Here is a 25,390-nt window from a genome sequence, read left to right as displayed (position 1 = left end):
GCTAGCGCTTGCGCGTGCCGAAGATGCTGCGGCCGATCTCACGACCGGCCACGGTCGCGGCCGAGCGCAGGAAACTCTTGAACGCGGTGTTGTTGACGATCTTCTCGGCCATGGATTCGTCCACCGGCTGAGCCTTGGCGCCGCCGCGCGACGGAGCAGGTTCCGGAGCCTCCTCGGCCGCCTTGGCCAGCTTCTCGGTCAGGATCTCATAGGCGGATTCGCGGTCGATGGTCTGGCCGTACTTGCTGTACAGCGTGGACTGCTGTGCGCGCGAACGGATTCCGTCATCACCGATGGTGTCCATGAGGGAGCGCGGTGGCTGCATGCGCGCCCAGGCGACCGGGGTGGGCGCACCCTTCTCCGAGAGCACGGTGACCACCGCCTCACCGATACCCAGTGAGGTCAAAGCCTTTTCGAGATCGTAGGTGGTGGTCTTGGGGTACGTGCGTACGGTCTTCGTCAGCGCGGCTTGATCTTCCGGCGTGAACGCGCGCAAAGCATGCTGCACTCGCGCACCCAATTGCGAGAGCACGGCATTGGGGATATCGGTGGGCAGCTGGGTGCAGAAGAACACGCCGACGCCCTTGGAGCGGATGAGCTTCACCGTCTGCTCCACCTGTTGCAGGAACGCCTTCGATGCTCCCGTGAAGAGCAGATGCGCCTCATCGAAGATGAAGACCAGTTTGGGCTTGTCCATATCGCCGATCTCGGGCAGCGTCTGGAACAGATCCGCCAGCACCCACATCAGGAAGGTGGAGAACATCTGCGGGCGCGACGCCTGCGCGCCCAGCTCGAACAGGGTGATCACACCCAGGCCACCGGCCGTGCGCATGAGATCGGCCGGATCCATTTCCGGCTCACCGAAGAAGGTGTCGCCGCCCTCGGCCTCGAGATTGATGAGCGCGCGCAGGATCACGCCCGCGGTTGTCGCCGAGACACCGCCGATGCCCTTCAACTCCTGCTTGCCCTCCGGGCTGGTGAGGAATTGGATGACCGCCCGCAAATCCTTCAGATCCAGCAGCGCGAAGCCGTTCTGATCCGACCAGTGGAAGATCAGCCCGAGCGTGGATTCCTGGGTCTCGTTGAGCCCCAGCACCTTCGACAGCAGAATCGGCCCGAACAAGGTGATGGTGGCGCGAATCGGCACCCCGATGCCCTCGGTGCCGAGGGAGACGAATTCGACCGGGAAGCCGCGCGGTTCCCAATCCGGGCAACCGGTCTCGCGCGCCCGCGCCAGCAATTTGTCATTGGATTGTCCGGGCTGCGCCAGACCCGAGAGGTCGCCCTTGATATCGGCCACCACGACCGGTACACCCGCCGCCGACAGCTGCTCGGCGATGCCCTGCACGGTCTTGGTCTTACCGGTACCGGTCGCGCCGGCGATGAGCCCGTGCCGATTCATGGTCTTCATCGGAATCCGCACGCGCGCATCGGGATGCACGATGCCGTCGACCATGCAGGTGCCCAGTTCCAGCGCCAGTCCCTCGAAGGCGTATCCGGCGGCGATCTGCTGCGCCGCTACCTCATCGGCGGCGGCTCCGGTCTTGCCGGTCGAATCCGCTTCGCTCGCAGCGGGTTTCGCGGCATCATCGGTTTTCGCCGCAGACGGCGCATCGGCCTCGGCCGCATCAACCTTGGCCGCGGCGGCCTTATCCGCGGTGGCCTTGTCCGCCGCCTCCTGCTCCGCGGCTTCCTTCTCGGCGGCGTCGGCCGCCGCTACCGCCTCCGCCGCGATCCGCGCGGCCTCCTCCGCGGCCTTGCGTGCCGCCGCTGCCTTCTCCTGCGGGGTGGTCATCGCGCTTCCTCCGTCTGCTCTGCCAACTCCGACTGCTCCGGGAAATGTGCTGCCAACAAGAAGACCGCTCTGTACGCATGCGGATCTGTTGCCACGATACTGCCCGGTCGAAACGCAAAGCAGGCCCGACGCGGCCGGGCGTAAAAGCCGATAACGACCAAACGTCTACTCTGACCACGGTGACCGATAAGTACGTGGTGTGGATGGATTGTGAGATGACCGGCCTGCGCCTGGACAGCGACAAGCTGATCGAGGTGGCCGCTCTCGTGACGGACAGTGATCTCAATATCCTCGGCGACGGTGTGGATATCGTCATTCACGCCGACGACGAGGCGTTGGCCGCCATGCCCAAGGTGGTCACCGATATGCACGCCCGCTCCGGGCTCACCGAAGAGGTGCGCCGCTCCACCGTCACCATGGCCGAGGCCGAACAGCAGATTCTGGAGTACATCAAGCAGTACGTGCCGACCCCGCGCACGGTGCCGCTGGCCGGTAACTCCATTGCCACCGATCGCGGTTTCATCGCCCGCGATATGCCCACCCTGGACGCGCACCTGCACTACCGGATGATCGATGTCAGCTCCATCAAGGAACTGGCTCGGCGCTGGTATCCGCGCATCTACTTCGGCCAGCCGGAGAAGGGTCTGGCCCATCGCGCGCTCGCCGATATCAAGGAGTCCATCCGCGAACTCCAGTACTACCGGCGCACCGCCTTCGTCGCCCCGCCCGGCCCGTCCACCGCGGAGATTGCCGCCGTCGCCGCCGAACTGAGCGAAAAACCGACCGGAAATACCGCGTAACCAGCCGATTAGGTACTCAGCGGCGGATCGCGATACGATCTACCGCGCCGGAAACACACCGGCAATGGTGACCGTAGTTCAGTTGGTAGAGCACCAGGTTGTGATCCTGGCTGTCGCGGGTTCGAGTCCCGTCGGTCACCCTCAGCAGGTCAGGCCCGAGGTTTCATTACCTCGGGCCTGACCTGTATCTGCGTACGACCCGGGGGACTCATCGTGCTGTTTTCACGTCGCCGATTTCTGATCGCGTCCGCGGCGGGGGCTGCCGCGAGCACACTGCCCATACCGTTCACACCGGGCATCGCGCCCGCACGCGCCCAGGCGCCGACGGTCGTGACCGCCACCGATCCCGCCTACGCCACGCTCACCCAGCGCGGCTACAACCGCCGCTTCACCGCGCGCCCGCAGCGGATCCACCTGCCGACCGGCACCGAGGAAATTCGCCTCGCCGCCGAAGCCGCCGTCCGCGACGGCCTGCGCATCGCGGTGCGGGCGGGCGGGCACGGGTTCGAGAACTTCGTCGACAACGACCGCACCCAGGCCATCATCGATCTGAATCGCATGAGCGCGGTGTACTGGGATGAGACCCGGCGCGCGTTCTCCGTCGACGCCGGCACTCCGCTGGGCACGCTGTACGAGCGACTCGGCGCCTTCGGCGTCACCGTTCCGGCCGGAATCTGCAAGGGCGTCGGCGCGGGCGGACATATCGTGGGCGGCGGATACGGCCCGCTCTCACGGCAACTCGGGTTGATGGTCGACCATCTGTACGGCGTCGAGGTCATCACCGTGGACAAGGACGGCGCGGCCGAGACCGTGCTCGCCACCAAGGACGGCCCGAATGCCGATCTGCTGTGGGCGCATTCCGGCGGTGGCGGCGGCAATTTCGGTGTGGTGAGCCGCTATCTGCTGCGCTCGCCCGACTCCGACGGCGGCGATCCGGCACGGGCGCTGCCGAAATCACCGGGCAGCATGCTGAATACGCGACTCATCCTGCCGCTGCTGGACGAGGAATCGTTCGTCCGCTTCCTCGGGAACTACCTCGCCTTCTTCGAACAGCACAGCGCACCGGACGATCCGTTCACCGCCCTGTACGCGCCGCTCATGGTCAAACCGGGCATTGTGGACTCCGAAATACTGGTACTGCTCAATGCGGACGGACCGGACGCGCAGGCGCTGTTCGACGAATTCGTGGCGGCGATCACCGCCGGTGTCGGTGCGCCACTACTCCAATTGCCGTTGCAGCGGGCCGGTTACGCCGAAACCGTCGCCACCGCGTACTACGCGGCGGGCATGCCCGGCTTCCGGGTGAAAGCCAAGTCCGCCTACCTGCGTAAGGCGTACTCGACCGAGCAATTGCGAATCCTCTACCGCTACTTCGCCGATATCCGCTTCCTCGGCGAATCCCAGCTGGAATTCCTGCCTTTCGGCGGGGCGGTGAACGCGGTCGCGGCGGATGCCACGGCGGTGCCCGCCCGGGACTCGTTCATGAAGATGCTGATTCACGCCGCCTGGCGGCTGCCCGGCGATGACGAACGGTTCGTGGGCTGGGCGCGCGAGGGGTTCCGCGAGCTGTACGCCGAGACCGGCGGGGTGCCGGTGCCCGATGCCGCCAATGGCGGGAGCTACATCAACTATCCGGATCCGGATTCGGCCGATCCGCGGTGGAACACCTCGGGCGTGCCGTGGCATGAGCTCTACTACGGGGCGAACTACGACCGGCTGTGCGCGATCAAGGCACGGTGGGATCCGAACACCGTATTCCAGCACGATCTTTCGATCGGACGCTGACTCAGGTCAGCGCCAATACCCGGCAGGGACCGCCGGTGCCGCCCGCGTGTTTGGGTGCGCCGACGATCAGGCGCGCGCCGGACGGCGGCAGCCGGTCCAGGTTCGCCAGCATCTCGACACCGTAGCGGCCCGCGCCGAGAAACGCGGTGTGCGCACCGTAATCCCGGCTCGCGGACCGATCCAGGCTGAGCGTGTCCACGCCCGCGCCGACGATATCGCGCTGTGCCACCAGGAATTCGGCGGCGGCCGGAGCGAAACCCGGTGCGTGCGTTCGCCCCTCGGCGTCGAGGTTCAGAAATGCGCCCGGCGTGGCCAGTCGCCGTTCCCAGCCCGAATACATGGCGACGAAGGCGCGCGCCGGAATCCTCCCGTGCGCGGCCTCCCACCCCTCGATATCCGAAACCGTCAGCGTCGCATCGGAATCGGCGTCGGCGCGCGCAGAGATGTCGATGACCGCCAGGGGTGCGACCAGATCAGCCGCGGCAATCCGATCGACGGATGCGCCCGTGCGGTCTCGATGCAGCGGTGCGTCGATATGGGTCCCCGAATGCTCCCAGAACGCCAGCGCGTGCTGACCGAACCCGCCGGCGTCATGCCAGGCCACCGGCACCATCGCAAACGGCGGGTTACCCGGCCACACCGGCAAACCCGCCGACAAGGTATGTGTGAGATCCACCACGGACCCACCCGGAACCTCTTGCGCCACAGCTATTCCCGAACCGGCGGACACCATCGCTCCCGACGCGGCGGCCAGCACCCCCGCCGCCGCGCCCAGCCAAGCACGCCGACTCACCGGCGACGCTACGGCCGACTCATGAGCGACCTGAACGATTTTCGGCGAACACATCGACCGGCAACTCCCCCACTCCGGACTGGACCGCCGCATCCTATAGCCGGGACCTTATGACCGGGATCTCACGTCCGGGATCTCATGTCCGGGCGCACACCCGTCATCCCGGCATGCTTTCGGGATCCAGACATTCGGCGCTACAACGACTTAGGTGGGTCCCGGCCGAAAACGCGCCGGATGACGGGGGAGCTACCCCGGTGCCTGCACCAGGGTCAGCCTGCCGCGCTGCCGAAGTGTGAAGCCCAAGGTCTCGTAGAGGCTGATGGCGGTCGTATTGTGCGCGACCGCGTGCAGGAACGGGATCTCACCGCGCGCCCGGATACCCGCGCCGACCGCGCGCACCAGGCGCGAAGCCAGGCCGCGCCCGCGGAATTCGGCATCGGTGCAGACGGCGCTGATCTCGGTCCAGCCCGGCGGGTGCATACGCTCCCCCGCCATGGCCACCAGGCGACCGTCCACGCGCAGACCCAGATAGGTCCCCATTTCGATGGTCCGGGGCGCGAACGGCCCGGGTTCGGTGCGGGCGATGAGCGCCAGCATCTCGGGTACATCCGCCGGGGTGAGCACCTCGAGTCCGGGATCGGGCTCCACGCGCAGGCCGGAGCCGTCCATCTGCACCGAATCGAGTACCTGATGCTCGGTCCACCCGGGCGGCAGCTCATGGCCGAAACCTCGCAGCGCGGTACCGCCGCCGGGTCCGAGGGTGGTGGCCAGATCGGCCCAGTCCTGCTCGTCCAGCACCGCCGGATGTCCCACGAAGCGGGCTACCTCCGGGTCATAGCGCCCGATTCGCCCCACCCATGAGGCGAATCGGGCGTGCACCCCGCGCAGTGACGCCCGTACCGGGTCGTCGAGCGGATGCGCGGCGGTATCGACATCGAGGAATGTCCCGTTGGTGATCTGCACACCACCATTCAATTCCATCCGGGCGCATCGTATTTCGCCCGGGCTCGAGCTGATCGCAATTCTTGACGCGGTCGAAGTATGGAAAACCATCGACAGTTAATCCTCCGCAAGCGCATAATCGACAGACATCCGGTGCCGTTCGTCGGGGGAACAGCAAAGGAAAACCCGGACGGATGGAAAAACAATGTTCATCAAGAAAATGGTGGCTACAGCGGTTCTCTCGATCGCTGCCACCGTAACCGCAATGGCGACGGCACACGGGGAAGCCGGTCTCGCCGATGTCACTGTCAGCGGCGTGGACGGCCAGGTCGGCTACACCACAACCCTCGCCGCCGATCACTCCAACGCCCTCGTCACCCTCGCCTCCGGCAGGTTCGTCCTGACCCCGGACGCGGTTCAGGTGGTCGCGGACGACGGCATGGTCGTCGGATCCATTCCGACAACCCTGCGGGTGGATACGGGCCAATCCCTGTCCGTCACCCCAACTTTGGCCAGCGCCACCGAACTGACCCTCACCCCAGTCGGCGGACCCACCGCCGCCGCGACCACCAGCGGGGACCTGCCCTTCGTCCATCAGGTAGACGGGGACGGCGGCGCGATACTCGCCGGCGCCGCGATCGGTTGCCTGGTCGGCATCGTGATCGGCATCTGGTTCTTCCTGGTCGGCGCGATAGTCGGCTGCGCCATCGGCGCTGCGATCGGAGGTTTCATCGGCGCGGCCTCGTAATCACCCGGCCCGCAACGGAATCGGTGCCGCGCGGCCCACCCCACCGCGCGGCCCCGTTTTTCGGGTCGGTGTCGGCAGGACGCTGTGCGAAAATGCGGCATGACCATCAAGATCGATGCGCTCGACGCCGCGCTGCTGAAGGAATTGGCGGCCGATCCGCGTGCCCCGATTCTGGAGTTGGCGCAGCGCCTGCGGATCGCGCGGAACACCGTGCAGGCGCGAATGAAACGGCTGGAATCCTCGGGCGCGGTGCGGGGCTACCCGCCCGCGGTGGATCTGCAGGCCATCGGGTTCGCGGTGCACGCGTTCCTGGGCGTCGAACTGGATCAGAACAAGATCGACGGGATTGTCGAGGCGCTGCGCGAATTCCCGAACGTGCTCGAGGTGCACGCCACCACCGGGCGCTCGGATCTGCTGGTGCGGATCGCGGCGCAGTCCCAGCAGGATCTGCTCGGCATCATCCAGCGGGTGCACGCCATCCACGGGGTCCGGCACACCGAAACCATGCTGGCCCTGGCCACCCCGATCGAATACCGCTCACTCCCGCTGGTCGAACATCTGACCGACCCTGCCTGATGTGACCCGGGTCTCGTATTCCTCGAGCAGAATGCCGCACCGCCCGGAGTGCTACAGATCACTTTTGAGCAGACTGATCAACTTTTCACCCATCTGTTGACACAGATCACCCCCTAACGGCAGATTTCGCTGCACCGATTGCTAGTGCCTTTCGTTTGCAGCTCACGATCTGGGCTGTGGAGAGTGTGGTGACTGTTCATGACCAGCGTTGCCTGCCCGTCCTCGCAGCAGGCCGAACCGGCCGCCCCGTACGACCTCGCCGACCGGTATCGCTCCGGCGCCGGACCGGTGCTCCTGACCGGCGTGCAGGCCATTGCCCGGTTACTGGTGGAACAGCATGTGCGCGATATTCGCGCCGGTCGCCGCGTGGCGACGTTCGTCTCCGGATACCAGGGCAGCCCGCTGGGCGGGGTCGACAAAATGCTGCTCGGCATGCCGAATGTGCTCACCGAACACGACATCACCTTCGTTCCCGGACTCAATGAGGAACTCGCCGCCACCTCGGTCTGGGGCAGTCAGGCCGATCTGCCCGCCGGGCGCGCGACCCATGACGGGGTGGTCGGGGTCTGGTACGGCAAGGGACCGGGCGTCGACCGCGCCACCGATGCCATTCGGCACGCCAATATGTACGGGGTCAATGCCCGGGGCGGCGTCCTGCTGCTGGTCGGCGATGATCCGGCCTCGAAATCCTCCACCGTGCCCGCGGTGAGCGAACGCTCGCTGGCCGCCATGGGCGTACCGGTGCTGTTCCCGCGCAATGCCGAGGAGATCATCACCATGGGGATGGCCGGGGTGGCGCTCTCGCGCGCCTCGGGCTGCGTGGTGGCCATGAAGATCGTCGCCGATGTGGCGGACGGGGCCTGGACGGTGGACGCCTCAGTCGCCGATCTGCCGCTGGTCACTCCCGAAGTGCTCTGGGAGGGAAAGCCTTTCGTCTACCGGCAGCGGCCGATGGCCGCGCCGACGGACAGCGTGCTCGCCGAGGCCGACCTTTACGGACCGCGCTGGGCCATGGTGCGCGAATTCGGCGCACTCAACGATCTCGATGTCATCGAGGTGAATCCGGCCGATGCGAAGATCGGAATCGCCGCCACCGGAACCACTTTCGACGCGGTCCGGCAGGCGCTGCTCGATCTCGGCGTGGACGACGCCGTCATGCATCGCGCCGGGATTCGACTATTGCGCATCGGAATGCCGTATCCCATTGGCGCGCAGCAGGTCACCGCATTCGCGCGCGGGCTCGAACAGGTCATCGTGGTGGAGGACAAGACCGCCTTCATCGAGACGCAGATCCGGGAGATCCTGTACGGCACCGTGGATGCGCCACGCATCGTCGGCAAGAAGGACGCACGCGGTGCGTTGCTCATGCCCGCCGACGGCGAGCTCACCCCCGGGCGACTACTCGGCCCGCTGCGCCGGGTGCTGCGCGATCATGTCGAGCTGAAAAAGGCCGCGCCGCCGCCGCTTTCGCTGGAGGTGCTCTCCGCCAAGCGGACCCCGTACTTCTGCAGCGGCTGCCCGCACAATCGCTCCACCGCCCTGCCCGAGGGTTCCCTCGGCGGCGGCGGCATCGGCTGCCACACCCTGGTCACGCTGTCCGGCCGCAGTGACAGCGCGGTCACCGGGCTCACCCAGATGGGCGGTGAGGGCAGTCAGTGGATCGGCCAGGCGCCGTTCACCGATGTGCCGCATCTGTTCCAGAACATCGGCGACGGAACGTTCTTCCACTCCGGACAGCTGGCGGTGCAGGCGTGTGTGGCGGCCGGGGTGAATATCACCTACAAGCTGCTCTACAACGAGGTCGTCGCCATGACGGGCGCGCAGGACGCCATCGGCATCCTCTCGGTCGCGCAGTTGACGCACAAACTCACCACCGAGGGCGTCAAGCAGATCATCATCTGCGCCGATGAGCCCAAGCGGCACGATAGGCGGGCGCTGGCCAAGGGCACGCTGCTGTGGCATCGCGATCGGCTGGACGAGGCGCAGCGAATCCTGCGCGAGATCAAGGGCGTCACGGTGCTGATCTACGACCAGCACTGCGCGGCCGACGCGCGGCGGCAGCGCAAGCGCGGCACCCTGCCGGTCCGCAATACCCGCGTGGTGATCAACGAGGCGGTGTGCGAGGGCTGCGGTGATTGCGGGGTGAAGTCGAATTGCCTGTCGGTGCAACCGGTCGAGACCGAATTCGGGCGCAAGACCCGGATCGATCAGACCTCGTGTAATACCGATTACAGCTGCCTCGACGGTGACTGCCCGTCGTTCGTGACGGTCGAGGTGACGCCGGATACCAAGGGGCGCAAGAAGTCCCGCAAGCAGACCGAGCCACCTGCGGTGGCGGATCCCGGGTCGGCCGCGCCCCAGGGCACGCAGAATGTACTGCTCGCGGGGATCGGCGGCACCGGCATCGTGACGGTCAACCAGGTGCTGGCCACCGCCGCGCTGCGCGCCGGATACGAAGTGGAGAGCCTGGATCAGATCGGCCTGAGCCAGAAGGCCGGTCCGGTGGTCTCGCATCTGCGGTTCTCCAGCACCGCGCTGGAACCGTCCAATCGGCTGACTCCCGGTAGCGCGGACTGCATCATCGCCATTGATCTGCTGACCGCCGCCGATCCCAAGAATCTCCAGTACGCGAGCCCGGCCGGAACGATCGCCATCGCCTCCACCAGCCGCACACCCACCGGCGATATGGTCTACGACAAGTCGGTCGCGTACCCCGAGACCCAGCCGCTGCTGGATCGCCTTGCGGCGGTGTCGAATTCGATCAGTCATTTCGACGCGTTGGCCGCCGCCGAGAAGCTGTTCGGCAATACCGCCGCGGCGAACTTCCTGATGGTCGGCGCGGCCTTCCAGACGGGCGGGCTCCGCCTGCCCGCCGCCGCCATCGAGGAGGCCATCGGCATCAACGGTGTCGCGGTTGCGGCCAATATCGCCGCCTTCCGCTGGGGACGGGTCGCCATCGCCGATCCCGCGGCCTTCGACGCGGCCGTGGAATCCGTCGCGCCGCAGCACACCCTGCCCGCCGTGCCCGTGGAACTGCTGAACGGCACCACCTTCGACGGTGAGGTGCGCCGCCTGGTCGAGCGCCGCGCCGCCGAACTGGTGCGATTCCAGAGCACCAAGATCGCGGGTCGTTACGTCGACACCATCCAATCCCTGTGGACGGCAGAGCGTTCGGTCACCGACCGCACCGAATTCACCGAGGCGGCCGCGCGCGGACTGTACAAGTTCACCGCGTACAAGGACGAGTACGAGGTGGCCCGTCTCCTGGTCGATCCGGCCTTCCTGGCGCAGGTGCGCGAGCAGGTCCCCGGCGGGGAGAACCTCACCTACAAACTCCACCCGCCCGTACTGCGCGCCCTGGGCCGCAAAAAGAAAATCGGCCTCACCCCCAAATCCCATGTGGCCCTGCGACTTCTCGCCAAGGGGAAGGTTCTGCGCGGCACCCGCCTGGACCCCTTCGGCTACGCTCACGTCCGAAAAGTGGAGCGCGAACTGCTCTCCCACTACACCGGACTGATCCGGCGGCTGGCCGACGCCCTCACCCCGGACACCTACGACACCGCCGTCGCCGCCGCAGCCCTCCCGGACCTGGTCCGCGGCTACGAGGACGTCAAACTGGCCAATGTCGAGCTGTATTGGAACGCCGTGCGCGATATGGGCTTCCAGCGCAACTGATGTCCGAGGAGTGCAGGTTCGCGCCGAGGGGTGTGGATCCCGGCCAGCAACATGCCGGGATGACGGCCGCGAGCGTGTAGTCCATCCACCACCCCTATTCAGGCGGGCAACCCCCGTCATCCCGGCGCGCTCCTGGCCGGGATCCACACCGGCAGACCAAGCTGGTTTCCGCAGTGAAGCGCCGCCACGAACGGCATCGAGAGAGGAATGGATTGTGACTGCAATGCACACCGAGACAGGCGTTTTCGGGCGCTCGCACGAGGTGAGCTCGCGCGCTCACGAACAGGTCGTGTTCTGCGAGGACGACAGGACCGGGTTGAAGGCGATCATCGCGATTCATTCGACGGCCCTGGGCCCCGCGCTCGGTGGCACCCGGTTCTACCCGTACGCGGACGAGTCCGCCGCGCTCCAGGATGTGCTGCGGCTGTCCTGGGGTATGACCTACAAGGCCGCCGCCGCCGGGGTCGATCTGGGCGGCGGCAAGGCCGTCATCATCGGCGATCCGGCCGTGGCCAAGAGCGAGGAATTGCTCGCGGCGTACGCGCGTTTCGTGAATACCCTTGGCGGGCGGTACATCACGGCGGGCGATGTCGGCACCAACACCGCCGATCTCGATGTCATCGGCAAGCACACACCCTTCGTGACCGGTCGCAGTATCGCCGCGGGCGGCTCCGGCGACAGCGCCCGGCTGACCGCGCTCGGCGTCTTCCACGCCATGCGCGCGGGCGCCGAATCCGTCTGGGGCACCGCCTCACTCGCGAACCGCACGGTGGGCGTCGAGGGCGCGGGCAAGGTCGGCAGCGAACTCATCGGCATGCTGCTCGCCGACGGTGCGGAGGTCTGCGTCACCGATGTGAACGACGCCGCCCTGCAACGCATTTCCCAGGTGCACCCGACGGTCCGACTGCTCAGCACAGTAGCCGCCGCACCCGTCGACGTGTACGCCCCCTGCGCCCTCGGCGGCACCCTCACCGCCGCCAGCGCCGAGGCCATCGAGGCGAAACTCGTGTGCGGCGCGGCCAACAACCAGCTCGCCACCCCGGATATCGAGCACGCCCTCAATGAGCGCGGTATCACCTGGGTCCCCGATTTCGTCGCCAACGCGGGCGGCCTCATGCAGGTGGCGGGCGAATTACGCACCGCCGACCCCGCCGCCATCGAAGCCGATGTGACGGCCATCTACGACCGCTGCCGCGACATCATCACGGCGGCAAAGGCTTCCGGCATCGGTACGGGCGCGGCGGCGAATCGATTCGCCGAGCGGCGACTCGACGCCATCCCGCGGTCGATCTGACCGCGGCGCCGGAGTTTCAAGGAGGAGACCGAAAGTGGCGATCACCAGCGGATTATTCCGCACCAAATCAGTTGAACAGTCAATCCGGGACACCGACGACCCGGATGCCAAGCTACGCAAGGATCTGACGGCCAAGGACCTCACCGTCTTCGGTGTGGCCGTGGTCATCGGCGCGGGCATCTTCACCCTCACCGCGCGCACCGCGGGTACGGTCGCGGGGCCCTCGGTCTCGCTCGCCTTCGTCTTCGCGGCGATCGCGTGCGGGCTGACCGCGCTCTGCTACGCCGAATTCGCCTCGACGGTGCCGGTGGCGGGCAGCGCGTACACCTTCGCGTACGCGACCTTCGGCGAGATCATCGCGTGGATCATCGGCTGGGATCTGATTCTGGAATTCGCGCTCGCGGTCTCGGTGGTGGCCAAGGGTTGGTCGCAGTACCTCGGTGAGGTGCTCGGCTCCCGGCCGCCCATCCTGGAGCTGGGTTCGATCCACTTCGATTGGGGCGCAGTCCTTATCATCGCCGTGGTCGGGGTATTGCTTGCCACCGGAACCAAGCTCTCCTCGCGCGTCTCGGCCATCGCGGTCGCCATCAAACTGGCCGTCATCGCACTGGTGCTGGTGGTCGGCGCCACCTACTTCAAGGCCTCCAACCTGAGCCCGTATATTCCGCCGTCCCAGCCCTCGGAGAAGGCGGGCGGGGTGCACCAGTCGCTGTTCAGCTTCCTGACCGGTTCCGGCGGCACCAGTTTCGGCTGGTACGGCCTGCTGGCCGCGGCCAGCCTGGTGTTCTTCGCCTTCATCGGCTTCGATGTGGTGGCCACCACCGCCGAGGAGGTGCGCGATCCGCAGCGCAATGTGCCGCGCGGCATCTTCGGCTCGCTCGCCATCGTCACGGTGCTGTACGTGGCGGTATCGCTGGTCCTGACCGGCATGGTCCCCTACACCGCGCTGTCCAGCGGAAATGCCACCCTGGCAACGGCTTTCGCCATCCACGGCGATATGTGGGTGAAGAACATCATCTCCGTCGGCGCGCTGGCGGGCCTGTCCACCGTGGTCATGGTCATGTTCCTGGGGCAGACCCGGGTGCTGTTCGCCATGGCCCGCGACGGTCTGCTGCCGCGAGGTCTGGCGCATACCGGCAAGCACGGCACCCCGGTCCGCCTGACCGTCATCGTCGGCATCGTCTGCGCCGCGCTCGCCGGTTTCGTCGACTTCGGCACCCTCGAGGAGATGGTCAATATCGGTACCCTGGTCGCCTTCGTGCTGGTGTCGATCGGCGTGCCGATCCTGCGCCGCACCCGCCCGGATCTCGAGCGCGGCTTCCGAGTTCCGCTCGTGCCGCTGGTGCCGATCCTGGCCGCGCTGTCCTGCCTGTGGCTCATGCTCAATCTCTCGATCGAGACCTGGTTGCGCTTTGTCATCTGGATGGCGGTGGGCGTGGTCGTCTACTTCGCCTACAGCCGCAAGCATTCGATCCTGCGCAAGCAGACCGCGGCACAGCAGCCCGACGCGACGCCCGTCGGCTAGCTGTCCACCTCACCGAGGAGGGCGCGAATCATCTTGATGAGGGGGATGATTCGCGCCCTCGCGGTCGTTCATCCGGTAGCGGACCCCGGGGCGAGGGTGGGTGTGACGGCCGCCGTGATCCCGGCCAGGATGACGCGCAGGCCGTGCTCGTACTCCCGGTCGTTGTCGGCGGCCGCGAAACCGGTGACCATGCGCGCGGTGCGCGGATACCGGGCCGGGTCCACCGCCGTGCCGAGATGATCGGCGGTATAAGGATTTTCACCGTATTCCGCCCCGGTGCGCGCCTGCTCCTCGATGACGAAGCCGGTGGTGTAGTGCAGCAGGATCGGGAAGACGCGTTCGGCCGCGGTCCGATCCAGGCCCGCGTCCTCCAGCGTGCGCAGTGTCAATTCCACCGTGCGCCACATGGATTCATCACTGATGAAGGTCCCGGCCGCGACCCGCGCGCCATCGCGATAGCGCAGCATGGATCGCCGCAGGCGCGCGGCGAGCTGAATCAGCCAGTCCTGCCAGATCTCGTCCCGGCGGGGCCCCTCCAGACCGGCAACGGCGGTGACGAAGATGTGCTGCGCCATGGCGTCGAGCAGTTCGCGCTTGTTCTTCACATGCCAGTACAGCGCGGGCGCCTGCACATTCAGGGCGGCGGCGACCTTGCGCATGGTCAGACCGTCCAGCCCGGTCTCGTCCAGCAGGTCCAGGGCGGCCACGGCAATGGCCTTGCCGTCGAGCTTCACGCCCGGTTTCTCGCTCACCGTTGACACCTTAACAGCGTTCTGGTTTCCTTAACAGCGTTAAAGACTTAACGCCGTTAAGGAGAGGGTCATGGCGACCACGGATGTAGTCATCGCAGGCAGCGGCCCCACCGGGCTCATGCTCGCCGCCGAATTGCGGCTGGCCGGCGTGCGGGTCTCCCTGGTCGACGGGCTCCCCGCCCGCACCGGCGAATCGCGCGCCGGCGGAATCCACGCCCGCACGATGGAGATCCTCGATCAGCGCGGCATCCTGAATCGATTGCTACCGCAGGGCAGGCAGATGCAGGCGGGGCACTTCGGCGGACTCGCCCTCAACTTCGCCGACTTCGACACCGATCATCCGTACCTGCTGGCCGTACTGCAATCGATCATGGAGCGCGAACTCGAAGGCCGCGCAGACGAATTGGGCGTCAACACCCAGTGGAGCTCCCCCGTCACCGGCTTCCGCCAGGACGAGGCGGGTATCGAGGTCGAGATCGGCGGCGTGCGGCCGCGCACCATCCGGGCCGCGTACCTGGTCGGCTGCGACGGCGGCCGCAGCGCGGTGCGCAAGCTCGCCGGAATCGATTTCGTCGGCACCGATACCACCGCGACCGGCATGATCGCCGATGTCGAACTCGCCGATCCGCCCGCGCAGCCGTTCTTCGCGCGGCGCGGGGCGGCGGGCGACTATTCCGTCATCGGATTCGAGCCCGACTGGTATCGGCTGGTGGTGCAGCGCCACGATCTGGTGCTGCCGCGCGGCGCCGAACTGAGCTTCGAGGACTTCCGCGCCAATTTCCTCGAATTGGCGGGGACCGACTACGGCATGCACAGCCCGCGCTGGGTCACCCACTACGGCGACGCCGCGCGCCAGGCCGTGCATTACCGCGCCGGACGGGTCTTCCTCGCGGGCGATGCCGCGCATATCCACTTCCCCGCAGGTGGCCAGGGCCAGAACCTGGGCATCCAGGACGCGGTGAACCTGGGCTGGAAGCTGGCCGCCGCCGTCAACCGCACCGCGCCCGAAACCCTTTTGGACACATACGAATCCGAGCGCCATCCGATCGCCGCGCGGGTGCTGCGGAACACCCGCGCGCAGACCGCGCTCATGCGCCCGGGCACGCACGCCGACGCCCTGCGCGATGTCATGAGCGATCTCATCGAACTCCCCGAGGTCCGGCACCGCCTCGGCCTGATGATCACCGCCCTGGATATCGACTACGACACCAAATGCGATCACCCGCTCGCGGGGCGTCGCATGCCCGACGCCGCGCTGATCACCACCACCTGCGTCACCCGGTTCTTCCAGCTGTGCCGCCGCGCCCATCCGATCCTGTTGCTGCTCGACGGCACCCCCGCACCCGTGCTGCCGACCGGCTTCGAGCACATCGATGTCGTCAGCGCCGTCACCCCGGCCACCGCCTGGGCCATCCCCGGCGCGGGCAGGATCCCCACCCCGGCCGCGGTGCTGGTCCGCCCGGACGGCTACGTCGCCTGGGCCACCGGCGAACCCGGCGCCGACGGCCTCGCCGAGGCCCTCACCACCTGGTTCGGCGCGACCGCCTGAGCCCCGGGCTCTAGGCTGGGCGCGTGCGCATCATCGACCTGTCGGTCCCGTTGCGGACCGCAATGCCCGTCTATCCCGGCGATCCCGAAGTGAAGATCCGTCCGGCGCTGACCGTCGCCGTCGACGGGGTGAATGTGCTGCACGTGGATATGGGATCGCAGACGGGGACGCATGTGGACGCGCCTTTTCATATCGATGACGCATTGCCCGCGCTCGACGCCCTCCCGCTGGAGCGGTTCGTGGGTCCCGCGGTGGTGATCGACGCGAGCGGGCTCGGGCCGCGCACGGCGATCGGGCGGGAGTATTTCGAGGGGAAGGTCCAGCCGGGGCAGATCGTGCTGATCGCCACCGGCTGGTCGCGATACTGGGGCACGCCCGAATACCTGGCGCATCCGTACCTGGATCCCGAGGCCGCGGCCTATCTGATCGAGGCCGGGATCAAGACCGTCGGGATCGATACGCTCAGCGTGGATCCGACTCCAGCACAAGACATTCCGTCGCATAGGATACTGTGCGGCGCGCACGCCGTGATCGCCGAAAACCTCACCGCGCTGGACCAGGTGCTAGCCGAACAGCAGTCGGGCCGGCGCGTGGAGGCCTCCCTACTCCCTTTGAACCTGCCAGGGGCGGATGGAGCGCCCGTGCGAGCCATCGCTCGCATCGGGTTGTGACGAGTACAGCACCGTGTCGGGTTATGTGGCGCGGGCCACTTGATCTTCGTAGACTGCAGGTCACCACCCGGGGGGAGTCGGGGCCCCGAACCGAGCTCGATCAAGGAAGACCTTTACGTGAAGCGTTGTACCGTAACAACTCTGCTAGCCACGGCGGCCATTCTGAGTGCCGCGCCCGCAGTCGCCTCCGCGGAGATCACTCTCACGGACACCTCCACCAAGACCAATGACGATCCGATGACCGCCGAGGTCACCGGCTCCGCCTCCGGATCAGCCCGGACCGGCAGCTCGGGCGGGCTGGCGACCACCGGCTCCACCGGCACCGGCTCCTTCGGCCTGCCCAATCTGGACAAAATGCTGCTCGGCGATTACAAGTCGCTGTGTGCGGTTACCGGGAGCGCCTCCACCGTGCTGGGCAAGGCCGGATTCGGCTGCGACAGTCTCAACGGCAAGGGCGATCTGGGCTTGCCCAAGCTGTAGGCCCCACTTCCAGGGGATGGATCGAGCATGAGAAAGGGGCGTCGGCTTCGCGGCCGGCGCCCCTTTCCGCATGTCTACGGGTCAGCGGTTGTCGTCGGCGTTGCCGGCCTTCCACTGCGCCCACGGGATATTCCAGTCACCCAGACCGTCGGTGCCGGGCAGGATGTCGCCCACCGTGTTCTTCACGATCGTGATGTCACCGCGCTTGGAGTTCTCGTACACCCAGCGCGCGTCCGACGGACTCAGGTTCAGGCAGCCGTGACTGGTATTGCTGTAGCCCTGCTGGCCGACCGACCACGGCGCGGAGTGGAAGAAGATGCCGGAGTAGGAGATTCGCGTCGCCCAGTCCACCGGCGTCTTGTAGCCGTTGGGAGAGTTCACCGCCACGCCGTAGGTCGAGGAATCCATGATGATCTTCTCGAAGCGGTCGCCGACGATATAGATGCCGTTGTTGGTGGGGCTGGAATCCTTACCCATCGAGGTCGGCATGGTCTTGACCACCTGACCGTTCTTCTCGACGGTCACCATCTTGGTGTTGTCGTCGGCGGTGAAGACGGTGGCCTCACCGATGGTGAAGCTGGAGGTGATGTCCGTATCGCCGACCAGGCCGTTGCCCAAATCCTTGCCGTACACGTTCACCGCGATATCGACCTTGGTGCCCGGAGCCCAGAAATGCTCGGGCCGCCAGCGCACCTCGCGATTGTTCACCCAGTAGAAGGCGCCCTCGACCGCCGGGGTCGTGGTGATCTTGATCGCATTCTGGGCGGCCTTGCGGTCCGGAATGTTCTCGTCGAACTGCACCGCCACCGGCTGGCCGATCCCGACGACCTCGTTCTCGGCGGGCAGCAGATACGGGTGCGTCCGATTGTTCGGCGAGATTGTGGTGAACGTCATGGTCGAGTTGCTCGCGCCGCCGAGGCCGATGGCATCCACCGACAGCTTGTAGCTGCGCGCAAAACCCAACTGCTCGGTCAACTTCCAGGACAGACCGTCCTTGGCGAGCTCGCCGCCGACCGGCTTGCCCTCCGGATTGGTGAGCGTCACCTTGGTGAGCTTGCCGTCCTGCACCTGCAGCACCATCGGGTCACCGGGCGAGACACCCTTCTGACCGTCCTTGATCGGCGACACCAGCTTCGGCTTCACCAATTCGCTCACCGGGTTGGAATCGATTGCGACAGAAGAGGAATCCTTCGACGAATTCCCCGAGGAGCACCCCACCAGCGCCAGCGCCAGCACGGCAAGAACGGCAACGGATCCCCGCCACTGCTTCATAAACAACCCCACTCCATGTCTAGTGCGTAGTCGCCCCGAAGGCTTCGACCCCGACCACGCCTGCCCGACCACCACGCCCGCGGGGTTCGGCCGAGACCACGCCTCGACCATTCTGCCAGGAAGCATGGCCCCACCACACGCCCATACCATCCGCCCCCGCAGGGCTCGACCGGTTCATCCGTACCGGCTCCCGATTCGTTAACATCACCGAGCGAGTTCGTCGAAGTCACCAAAAACGCAGCTCAAGGCCACGATTTCACATTTCATCGCAGAGCCTGTTAATGTTCTTTCCGCACCGCAGAGAGGCCAACACCGACAGGCAGAGGCCACGAAGCCAAGCATGCGCCATTAGCTCAATTGGCAGAGCAGCTGACTCTTAATCAGCGGGTTCGGGGTTCAAGTCCCTGATGGCGCACAACAGAAACCCCCTGACCAGGCAACATGGTCAGGGGGTTTCTTCATTGCATTCGGTGGACCCGACGAATTCCAAGACAACACCAAAAATTCAGCGCCGCAGCGATCGTCAGCGGGCTACGCCGAAACCCTGCTCTAGCACCGCCGATGAGTCCGGAGCTTGCTCGGGTGACACGATGTAACGAGCCGGTCTCGTTGCGGGCCATAGGTATACGCGCGTGTCCCCGGAATCTCTCTCCCCGCCAGCCATTCTCGAAGCTGAGCGCGGAGGCCGTCCAGACGGTCCCGTTCGATGGCTGAAGGTGCTGGTCGGTCCTGTTCCCATTCTTGTCGTGCCCCGCCGAGGGCGCCACGAGACTCGATCATCTCCCCAGGTCGGGCCTGTTCCCTAATGTTGATCCCCCACCCTCCAGATCAGAGAAACCCCAGGTCGGGTGTCGGAGGTTCGAATCATAGGAGGTGCTGTTAGCTAGCATCTCCCAGTCCAGTGCTGGCTATATCGAACGTAGCCAGCCTGGCGGCCGCCGTGGTTAATCGTCAGTTCTCGATGAACCCTCGGAGCCGACGCGCGCGTCGGCGATAGTCTGCTGCGTGACAAGTCCAGCGATGGCCACCGCCGCGATGAGTGCGACCCAGCCTGCACCAAGATCGAGACCACCGCTGTCCGCCGGCCGCGCGAACCAGTCCGCGAACGAGGCACCGAGCGGACGGGTCACCACATAACCGAACCAGAACGCGAGAATCCCGTTCATGCCCGCGAACCTGTGGGCGAGCCAAGGGACAGCGATCAGGGCCGCGAACGCAACACCGGACAGCAGGTAACCCCAATCCCACGCGGCCGCGGTGAGATCACCCAACGCGGTACCAAGTGCGAAGGTCCAAAAGACAGTGAGCCAATAGAAGGTCTCGCGCCGGCGCGTGGTGATGCTATGAATCGAGAGGGTCTTCTCACTGCGATACCAGAACGTGAAAGTCGCCGCCGCCAATAGCGCATAAATGGCACAGGTCAGCCACATAGGCAACCCGATGACGTACATAACGATATCCGCTGCGGCAGTACCGAATATCGCCACCGCGGTGACCGCGAGCCAGTAGACAGCCGGGAGATAGCGGGGCACCCGAAACTGGAGAACCAAGGCTCCCACGAAGATGGCAATGTCGAGAACCATCGTGCCGATGAGGCCGAGCCCAGGCAGACCGGCGCCCTGGTTCAGCGCCCAGTCCGAGGTCGCCTCCCCCATACCGGTGGTCAAGATCTTGATCACCCAGAAAAGAACCGTGATCTGGGGAACCTTGCTCGCCGCGTACTCGCGCGCCCGGCCCTGCCGTTCACCGACGTACACGCCGGTCCCTGGTGTGCTGGCATCCATGATGATGTCCCTAACGTTGATGATTCAATATCGCCACGCCACTGTGGCAAGGCACTGCTGAGAACCCGCTGAGGCCGTTTGCCGCGGTACTTCGGCCTCAGGCATTTGGTGTGAGAACGGTGCGGTCGAAGGGGCCGCCGTGAGCTGCGGCGTGCGTGACAGCGTCGTTGACCTGGTCGAGGTCGAATTGGGTGAGGTGTTCGCGACTGAGGTCGAGGGCGCCCGAAGCGATGAGGCGGATCATGCCCACGTTCGCCACGCGTGGGTACATCCATTGGCCACGTACGGTCACCGAGTTGCGCATGATCCAGGGGTAGGGCAGGGCGAGATCCGCGCCGCCGAGCATGCCGACGCCGCCCATCAGCACGACCCGCCCGTACTCGCGCACGGTCATAGCTGCTGCACGCGCCGCTGAGCTGGGCGCCTGGGGCGGTAGGAGGTCGAGCACGATGTCGATCGGGCCGGCGGCCGCCGCGGCCATCACTGTTCGGTCGGTGTCTTCGTCTCCGCTGAGTTCGACCGGGCTCACCCGGGTGCCGAACCGGTCGGCGAGCAGATCGAGGACGGCCCGGTTGCGGCCCGGGGCTACCACGTGACCGGCACCCATGGCGAGCGCGACGGCTATCGCGCTGCTGCCGAGGTTGCCGGTCGCCCCACTGATCAGCAGCGTCTCTCCGGCAGCAAGTTGGCCGGCCAGCAGCCCACCGTAGGGAATGGTGTGCACACCCAGCGCGGACCAGCGTGCGGGGTCGGCTGCCGCCCCGGCGGGAAGGGGGTACACGTTCTCAGTGGGAACCCGCATGAGTTCGGCGAACGGTCCGTCGTGCAGGTATCGAGCCAGTCGTGCGCCGCCCTCGCCGCGCGAGCTCCAGCCCTGCAGCGTGATATCCGGTGTCAGGGCGTCGTCGCGGGCCCGTACCGTCGAATCGCACCACACCAGGTCACCCGCCCTCAGCTTGGTCGCGTCCGGTCCTACGTGTCTTACTCGGCAGATACCGCCGACCCCCGGCACAACAGGTGGTTCCAGCGGATAGCGCCGTTCACCGCTGAACACCTCGGCCGCATACGGGGGCACACAGGTCGCCAGAACCTCGACCAGTACCTCACCGCTGCCGGTTTCCGGGTCGGGCACCTCGTGCACCGTGAGTGGTGAACCGAATTCGGTCAGTGTCGCTGCGCGCATGGGAAAGCCTTTCTCTTGCGTTTCCAGCAAGCTAAGGCGGGAAAATGACATGCGGGAAGCGAGGATCTGGCATCTCTGGTATGCGTAGTCAGCATGGACATGTCGAGCGCGAATCTTCGGGTGCTCTGTCAGATCGCCGAATCGGGCAGCTTCACCGCGGCCGCCGAACGACTGGGCTACACGCAGTCGGCGGTCTCCCGCCAGGCGGTCGCCCTCGAACGCAGTGCGGGCGCCACCCTGTTCGAACGGCGGCCCGACGGAGTGCAGCTCACCCAGCCCGGGCTGACGCTGTTGCGCTACGCCCGAACGATTCTGGAGTCGGTCGACGCGGCAGCACGTGACCTGAACGACGAGGTTCCCCGTACCGAGGTGGTGCGGCTGGGGTTGTTCCAGAGCGCCGGGCCGGTGCTCCTGCCCGGCGCGCTTGCTCGGCTCGCCACGGCAGCGCCACAGGTCAGGGTCACCACCCGTGAAGGAACCACCCCCAGCTTGGCTCGCGCGTTGCGCACCGGCTCGATCGATCTCGCCGTATTGTCCTCGCGTCCACCGCACCGGCCACCGGATGCCGAGTCGCCACGACTGCACGTCACCACGGTGCGGGACACCGAACTTCTGGTAGCGGCCTCGGCCACAGGCCCTTTCGCCGGCCGCACGTCGGTGCATGTCGATGAACTGGTCAACGCGTCCTGGATCGCGACTCCGTCGTCGAGCAAGGAGCCGTTGCTCGGTGTCTGGCCGGGTTTGCCGGGGCGAGCGCGCATCGTCCACAGTGCCCGCGACTGGCTGACGAAACTACACTTGGTCGCCGGTGGTTTCGGTGTGACCACGGTTCCGGAAAGTATGTCGCCGGTCTTCCCACCCGCTGTGATCGGTTTGCGAGTCCAGGGAGCGGCACCCGAAATCCGCCGCGTTCTCGTGGCCCGCCTCCCCGGTGCCAGCACACCCGCGATCACGGCGGCCACCGAGGCGATCGCCTCCATCCTCGGTCCGTGATGATGTCACCTCGCACCATAGAAGGATGTTTAGTGCGCAATCCCGCTCGGGGAGTTCAGCTTTCCTCACAGTCGGCCTACCGGACATCGAGCTTTGGTCCGGACCTCGTCGGGGTAGCGGGCTTCGCGTTTGGTGGCAACGATGATTTTCGTGCCGGAGGTCGCGTGCTGATCGGTGACATGTGCCCGCACCGAAAGCACCGGTGAGAGGCAATCTTTGGTGGTAGCGGGGAGCCGCATGCCTGTTCGACGCCGACTACGAGGGCCTCCTCGATCTCGTCGAGCTCCTCGACAGGTCCGCAGGTATCGCCGCGGCCAATACGAACTCCGTGGCGGTTCAGGGTCGCGTCCGACCGGCCAAGGATGATCACCGAACCACGGTCGGTGACGGTGATCCAGTCACCGTGGCGCCACACGCCAGGAAAGGTGCCGAAATATGCGTCGCGGCAGCGCCGGCCGGGCGCATTCGTCCGGCGCGGATGAGGCGGGCGATGTGCTCGATATTCCGCGCGGACCAGGGGCTGTTCGAGCGGCGCGGGGTGAAGCGCTGGCGATAGCTGTCGTCGTCACGTCGGGCGATCTGCCCGACGATCCAGCCGAAGCACAGCGCTTCGTCGAGCGCTTGCGCGTAGGTCAGGGCCGTCCTCCGACCGCCCTTCTTATGCGATACCAGCCAGACGCCGGGGTGGTTGGCATGATGGCTGTCCAACCACTCGCGCCATGCCTTGGCATCCTGGACCAGCAGTTCCGCGAGTTCCCCCACGACGCTACGACGTGGGGCGGGGGCTCAGGCAGAACGGCTGGCCGTCGGGGTCGAGTAGGACGCGCCAGCGGTCGGCGCCGGGTTGGAAGTCGGGTTGGGTGGCACCGAGCGCACAGAGGCTTTCGGCGGCCTTGTCGAGGTCGCCGACCTGTAGGTCGAGATGGAAGCGTTTAGCGCCGGTCTCGTCGGGCCACTGCGCGGGACGGAAGCCCTCGATCCTGCCGAAGCCGATCTTGACCCCGCCGCCTTCGACCATTCCGTAGTTGTCGTCGCTGTAGGTGACTTCCCAGCCGAGCGCGGCCGCGTAGAAGCGGGCCTGCCCGGCCGGATCGGCGCTGTCGATATTGAGCATCGCCAGCGCCGCCGTCGGCTCCGGGCCGGGGCCCTTGGAATATGTGTGAGTCATGCATATAACCTAGGACCGTGACGCAAACCCAGTCAAGCCTTCAGCATGCGGCCAACGTCCTGGGCGCGCTGAGCCTCATGGTCGCCGACCGGATGAACACGGCAGTCGACGCGGTCACCGCGCTCGGCCCGTCTGCCCCCGCCGCCCTGGCCGCGATGCATCAGTTCCTCGACGGCGGATCGGTGACGCAGCTGAGTTCCGTTCTCGGCCTGACACACTCGGGCACCGTCCGCCTCGTCGACCGCCTTGCCGCCGAGGGTCTGGTCGAGCGCGGCGGGGCACAGGACGGACGCGCCGTCTCGATCGCCCTGACCGAGCAGGGCAGGCACACGGCCGACGAGATACTCCGAACACGCGAGCAGTCCCTGACGAGCGCACTGTCCGCGTTGTCCCCGAATCAGATCGACAATCTCGCGGCGGCACTGGACACCATGCTGACCACGGTGACCCGGGCCAGAGCCGAGCAACGCTCAGCTCCCGGCAACAACCGCCCCCAGCCCTGGCTGTGCCGCCTCTGCGACTTCGCCGCCTGCGGCCGGAGCGAGGGCGACTGCCCGGTCAACAACGCCGCCACAACCAGCGAGCCGGGGTGATCCGCGGTTGACGCCGAGCGGGATCACCCGTTCATCACTGGGCGTCGGGCCGGCGTGGTGGTCGAGCCGCGTTCTTGCGGTTCAATTTCGAGAAGGCTTGGCGGAGTTGGATTATGCGGATGCTGCCCGCTATCGCCATCACCAGTAGGCCCGCTACGGCGGCGACCAGGATCGCCACGCCGACGGGCAGCATGAAGTGCCAGCCGAGGAAGCCCAGGCGGACGCTGGTCGTGTTCTGTACTACGAAGATCAGTAGGGCTACCAGGAAGAGGCCGCCGACGGTCAGGCTCACCCAGAGGCTGCCCGCGCGGGTTCGGCGGATGCCGGTGTGCCCCGGGGCCGGCGGGGGCGGGGTGGTCGGCGGTGGTTCGGGGGGCGGGTAGGTCTGCGGTGGTAGTGAGCTCTGCGGTGGTAATGAGCCCTGCGGTGGTTGCTCGGGCGGGTGCGATGCGGGGGGCGCTTCACCGCGCTCGGGGGGAAGGGGTGGTCTGCCCTGATCGGCCGGATTCACATCGCTCTCCTTTGGATTCGACACCAACGAGATCTGACGTTGTACGTCTCGTTGCGGACGTCTCTTCCTGGGGATGCCCGTTTCTCGGCGGCCCAACCGGCGGCGGCGCATCGGCCACTACCGATCAGGCGTCGAGGTCGGCGGCTACCAGTTCGGCGATTCGGTCGAGGGTGGGTTGGTCGTCGGTGGTGATGGTGACTTCGGTGCCCTTGGACGCGCCGAGCGTCATGATCATCAGGGCCGAACCCGCGTCGACGGGGGTGCCGTCGACTATCGCGAGGGTGACGGGAATGCCTGCGGCCTGGACGGTTTCGGCGATGATATTGGCGGGGCGGGCGTGCAGGCCGACGGCCGAACCGACGGGGACGGTGATGGTGGGCATGGTTGTCGCGACTCCTCAGGGGTGGGGCTGTAGATCCAGGGTGGTGACGGTGACCGCGGCCGGGGTGGTGTGGTGCGGGCCGGGCAGACCGGTGCCGGGGAGGGCGGCGGCGGCGCTGC

At 66.5% G+C, this 25,390-nt stretch carries 23 protein-coding genes, 2 tRNA genes and 1 pseudogene; 14 read left to right on the top strand and 12 right to left on the bottom strand.

The genetic code is table 11. The annotated features are described in order from the left end of the window. Position 1: 1 nt before the first annotated feature. Complete coding sequence (locus NA10_RS08330) at positions 2 to 1,795, bottom strand: helicase HerA-like domain-containing protein (protein WP_067565524.1); 1,794 nt, start codon at positions 1,793 to 1,795, stop codon at positions 2 to 4. 179 nt (positions 1,796 to 1,974) lie between these two features. On the opposite strand from NA10_RS08330, the gene orn reads away from it, so the two are divergent. From orn to NA10_RS08315, 3 genes are all read left to right on the top strand, one after another. Next, positions 1,975 to 2,595, top strand: coding sequence for an oligoribonuclease (orn, locus tag NA10_RS08325; protein WP_067565521.1), 621 nt, complete (start codon positions 1,975 to 1,977; stop codon positions 2,593 to 2,595). Between the two features lie 67 nt (positions 2,596 to 2,662). Further along, a tRNA-His gene (locus tag NA10_RS08320) sits at positions 2,663 to 2,735 on the top strand. Positions 2,736 to 2,808: 73 nt separating this feature from the next. Continuing rightward, positions 2,809 to 4,380, top strand: a complete 1,572-nt coding sequence (locus NA10_RS08315; RefSeq protein WP_084514431.1) for an FAD-binding oxidoreductase — start codon at positions 2,809 to 2,811, stop codon at positions 4,378 to 4,380. A gap of 1 nt (position 4,381) precedes the next feature. On the opposite strand, the gene NA10_RS08310 is transcribed toward NA10_RS08315, so the two are convergent. Continuing rightward, the gene (locus tag NA10_RS08310) at positions 4,382 to 5,227 is read right to left on the bottom strand and encodes a cyclase family protein (RefSeq protein ID WP_067565519.1); all 846 of its coding nucleotides are present in this window, start codon (positions 5,225 to 5,227) and stop codon (positions 4,382 to 4,384) included. Between the two features lie 192 nt (positions 5,228 to 5,419). Beyond that, complete coding sequence (locus NA10_RS08305) at positions 5,420 to 6,154, bottom strand: GNAT family N-acetyltransferase (RefSeq protein WP_067565517.1); 735 nt, start codon at positions 6,152 to 6,154, stop codon at positions 5,420 to 5,422. Positions 6,155 to 6,380: 226 nt separating this feature from the next. On the opposite strand from NA10_RS08305, the gene NA10_RS08300 reads away from it, so the two are divergent. The 5 genes from NA10_RS08300 (at position 6,381) to NA10_RS08280 (ending at position 13,933) form a co-directional block, all read left to right on the top strand. Further along, positions 6,381 to 6,863 carry a DUF8020 domain-containing protein gene (locus NA10_RS08300; protein WP_245677096.1) on the top strand — a complete coding sequence of 161 codons (483 nt, stop codon included), beginning with the start codon at positions 6,381 to 6,383 and terminating at the stop codon, positions 6,861 to 6,863. A 99-nt stretch (positions 6,864 to 6,962) separates the two neighbouring features. Next, positions 6,963 to 7,439 (top strand): Lrp/AsnC family transcriptional regulator, encoded by a 477-nt coding sequence (locus tag NA10_RS08295; RefSeq protein ID WP_067565513.1) that lies wholly within the window; start codon positions 6,963 to 6,965, stop codon positions 7,437 to 7,439. Between the two features lie 198 nt (positions 7,440 to 7,637). Further along, positions 7,638 to 11,114 (top strand): indolepyruvate ferredoxin oxidoreductase family protein, encoded by a 3,477-nt coding sequence (locus NA10_RS08290; protein WP_067565510.1) that lies wholly within the window; start codon positions 7,638 to 7,640, stop codon positions 11,112 to 11,114. A gap of 223 nt (positions 11,115 to 11,337) precedes the next feature. Beyond that, positions 11,338 to 12,408: a Glu/Leu/Phe/Val family dehydrogenase gene (locus NA10_RS08285; protein ID WP_067565507.1), complete on the top strand. Its 1,071-nt coding sequence runs from the start codon at positions 11,338 to 11,340 to the stop codon at positions 12,406 to 12,408. Between the two features lie 34 nt (positions 12,409 to 12,442). Next, on the top strand, positions 12,443 to 13,933 hold the full coding sequence (locus NA10_RS08280) for an amino acid permease (protein WP_067565504.1): 1,491 nt from the start codon (positions 12,443 to 12,445) through the stop codon (positions 13,931 to 13,933). Between the two features lie 68 nt (positions 13,934 to 14,001). Here the strand turns inward: NA10_RS08280 and NA10_RS08275 are convergent, their stop codons facing one another. After that, positions 14,002 to 14,685, bottom strand: a complete 684-nt coding sequence (locus NA10_RS08275) for a TetR/AcrR family transcriptional regulator C-terminal domain-containing protein (RefSeq protein WP_245677095.1) — start codon at positions 14,683 to 14,685, stop codon at positions 14,002 to 14,004. A gap of 70 nt (positions 14,686 to 14,755) precedes the next feature. On the opposite strand from NA10_RS08275, the gene NA10_RS08270 reads away from it, so the two are divergent. The 3 genes from NA10_RS08270 (at position 14,756) to NA10_RS08260 (ending at position 17,385) form a co-directional block, all read left to right on the top strand. Further along, positions 14,756 to 16,234, top strand: a complete 1,479-nt coding sequence (locus tag NA10_RS08270) for an FAD-dependent monooxygenase (RefSeq protein WP_067565501.1) — start codon at positions 14,756 to 14,758, stop codon at positions 16,232 to 16,234. A 23-nt stretch (positions 16,235 to 16,257) separates the two neighbouring features. Beyond that, complete coding sequence (locus NA10_RS08265) at positions 16,258 to 16,905, top strand: cyclase family protein (protein WP_084514430.1); 648 nt, start codon at positions 16,258 to 16,260, stop codon at positions 16,903 to 16,905. Between the two features lie 117 nt (positions 16,906 to 17,022). Further along, positions 17,023 to 17,385, top strand: coding sequence for a hypothetical protein (locus NA10_RS08260; RefSeq protein ID WP_067565497.1), 363 nt, complete (start codon positions 17,023 to 17,025; stop codon positions 17,383 to 17,385). A gap of 81 nt (positions 17,386 to 17,466) precedes the next feature. Here the strand turns inward: NA10_RS08260 and NA10_RS08255 are convergent, their stop codons facing one another. Next, on the bottom strand, positions 17,467 to 18,657 hold the full coding sequence (locus NA10_RS08255; RefSeq protein ID WP_067565494.1) for a L,D-transpeptidase: 1,191 nt from the start codon (positions 18,655 to 18,657) through the stop codon (positions 17,467 to 17,469). 342 nt (positions 18,658 to 18,999) lie between these two features. Here NA10_RS08255 and NA10_RS08250 point away from each other — a divergent pair. After that, positions 19,000 to 19,072: transfer RNA gene (locus NA10_RS08250), tRNA-Lys, on the top strand. A 529-nt stretch (positions 19,073 to 19,601) separates the two neighbouring features. On the opposite strand, the gene NA10_RS08245 is transcribed toward NA10_RS08250, so the two are convergent. Continuing rightward, complete coding sequence (locus NA10_RS08245; protein WP_067565490.1) at positions 19,602 to 20,441, bottom strand: COG4705 family protein; 840 nt, start codon at positions 20,439 to 20,441, stop codon at positions 19,602 to 19,604. Between the two features lie 97 nt (positions 20,442 to 20,538). After that, positions 20,539 to 21,675, bottom strand: coding sequence for an alcohol dehydrogenase catalytic domain-containing protein (locus tag NA10_RS08240; protein ID WP_218021482.1), 1,137 nt, complete (start codon positions 21,673 to 21,675; stop codon positions 20,539 to 20,541). A gap of 42 nt (positions 21,676 to 21,717) precedes the next feature. Here NA10_RS08240 and NA10_RS08235 point away from each other — a divergent pair, with 42 nt between their 5' ends. Beyond that, the gene (locus NA10_RS08235; RefSeq protein ID WP_067565486.1) at positions 21,718 to 22,617 is read left to right on the top strand and encodes a LysR family transcriptional regulator; all 900 of its coding nucleotides are present in this window, start codon (positions 21,718 to 21,720) and stop codon (positions 22,615 to 22,617) included. A gap of 232 nt (positions 22,618 to 22,849) precedes the next feature. On the opposite strand, the pseudogene NA10_RS38545 reads toward NA10_RS08235, so the two are convergent. The 3 genes and pseudogenes from NA10_RS38545 to NA10_RS08225 form a co-directional block, all read right to left on the bottom strand. Further along, positions 22,850 to 23,074, bottom strand: a pseudogene (locus NA10_RS38545) (acetoacetate--CoA ligase); the annotation flags it as partial. Next, complete coding sequence (locus NA10_RS08230; RefSeq protein ID WP_174562487.1) at positions 22,984 to 23,379, bottom strand: YdeI/OmpD-associated family protein; 396 nt, start codon at positions 23,377 to 23,379, stop codon at positions 22,984 to 22,986. The gene NA10_RS08230 and the pseudogene NA10_RS38545, both read right to left, overlap by 91 nt. A gap of 4 nt (positions 23,380 to 23,383) precedes the next feature. Then, the gene (locus NA10_RS08225) at positions 23,384 to 23,785 is read right to left on the bottom strand and encodes a VOC family protein (RefSeq protein WP_067565483.1); all 402 of its coding nucleotides are present in this window, start codon (positions 23,783 to 23,785) and stop codon (positions 23,384 to 23,386) included. A 17-nt stretch (positions 23,786 to 23,802) separates the two neighbouring features. Here NA10_RS08225 and NA10_RS08220 point away from each other — a divergent pair, with 17 nt between their 5' ends. Then, positions 23,803 to 24,378: a MarR family winged helix-turn-helix transcriptional regulator gene (locus NA10_RS08220; protein ID WP_067565480.1), complete on the top strand. Its 576-nt coding sequence runs from the start codon at positions 23,803 to 23,805 to the stop codon at positions 24,376 to 24,378. A gap of 34 nt (positions 24,379 to 24,412) precedes the next feature. On the opposite strand, the gene NA10_RS35375 is transcribed toward NA10_RS08220, so the two are convergent. Together NA10_RS35375 and NA10_RS08210 are read right to left on the bottom strand one after the other, a co-directional pair. Further along, positions 24,413 to 24,913, bottom strand: coding sequence for a LapA family protein (locus NA10_RS35375; RefSeq protein WP_245677094.1), 501 nt, complete (start codon positions 24,911 to 24,913; stop codon positions 24,413 to 24,415). A 100-nt stretch (positions 24,914 to 25,013) separates the two neighbouring features. Continuing rightward, positions 25,014 to 25,271, bottom strand: a complete 258-nt coding sequence (locus NA10_RS08210; RefSeq protein ID WP_067565477.1) for an HPr family phosphocarrier protein — start codon at positions 25,269 to 25,271, stop codon at positions 25,014 to 25,016. Positions 25,272 to 25,390 lie beyond the last annotated feature (119 nt).

Source organism: Nocardia acidivorans NBRC 108247, assembly GCF_001625085.1.
GTDB classification, from domain to species: Bacteria; Actinomycetota; Actinomycetes; order Mycobacteriales; family Mycobacteriaceae; genus Nocardia; species Nocardia acidivorans.
Note: the sequence above shows the minus strand (reverse complement) of the source record. Positions and strands in the feature narration are given on the sequence as shown.

What these genes read in the sequence shown, in the direction of transcription:
- NA10_RS08330 (WP_067565524.1), bottom strand. Translation starts at nt 1,795, where the DNA reads ATGACCACCCCGCAGGAGAAGGCAGCGGCGGCACGCAAGGCCGCGGAG.
- NA10_RS08310 (WP_067565519.1), bottom strand. Translation starts at nt 5,227, where the DNA reads ATGTGTTCGCCGAAAATCGTTCAGGTCGCTCATGAGTCGGCCGTAGCG.
- NA10_RS08305 (WP_067565517.1), bottom strand. Translation starts at nt 6,154, where the DNA reads ATGGAATTGAATGGTGGTGTGCAGATCACCAACGGGACATTCCTCGAT.
- NA10_RS08300 (WP_245677096.1), top strand. Translation starts at nt 6,381, where the DNA reads ATGGCGACGGCACACGGGGAAGCCGGTCTCGCCGATGTCACTGTCAGC.
- NA10_RS08295 (WP_067565513.1), top strand. Translation starts at nt 6,963, where the DNA reads ATGACCATCAAGATCGATGCGCTCGACGCCGCGCTGCTGAAGGAATTG.
- NA10_RS08290 (WP_067565510.1), top strand. Translation starts at nt 7,638, where the DNA reads ATGACCAGCGTTGCCTGCCCGTCCTCGCAGCAGGCCGAACCGGCCGCC.
- NA10_RS08285 (WP_067565507.1), top strand. Translation starts at nt 11,338, where the DNA reads ATGCACACCGAGACAGGCGTTTTCGGGCGCTCGCACGAGGTGAGCTCG.
- NA10_RS08270 (WP_067565501.1), top strand. Translation starts at nt 14,756, where the DNA reads ATGGCGACCACGGATGTAGTCATCGCAGGCAGCGGCCCCACCGGGCTC.
- NA10_RS08255 (WP_067565494.1), bottom strand. Translation starts at nt 18,657, where the DNA reads ATGAAGCAGTGGCGGGGATCCGTTGCCGTTCTTGCCGTGCTGGCGCTG.
- NA10_RS08245 (WP_067565490.1), bottom strand. Translation starts at nt 20,441, where the DNA reads ATGGATGCCAGCACACCAGGGACCGGCGTGTACGTCGGTGAACGGCAG.
- NA10_RS08240 (WP_218021482.1), bottom strand. Translation starts at nt 21,675, where the DNA reads ATGTCATTTTCCCGCCTTAGCTTGCTGGAAACGCAAGAGAAAGGCTTT.
- NA10_RS08235 (WP_067565486.1), top strand. Translation starts at nt 21,718, where the DNA reads ATGGACATGTCGAGCGCGAATCTTCGGGTGCTCTGTCAGATCGCCGAA.
- NA10_RS08225 (WP_067565483.1), bottom strand. Translation starts at nt 23,785, where the DNA reads ATGACTCACACATATTCCAAGGGCCCCGGCCCGGAGCCGACGGCGGCG.
- NA10_RS08210 (WP_067565477.1), bottom strand. Translation starts at nt 25,271, where the DNA reads ATGCCCACCATCACCGTCCCCGTCGGTTCGGCCGTCGGCCTGCACGCC.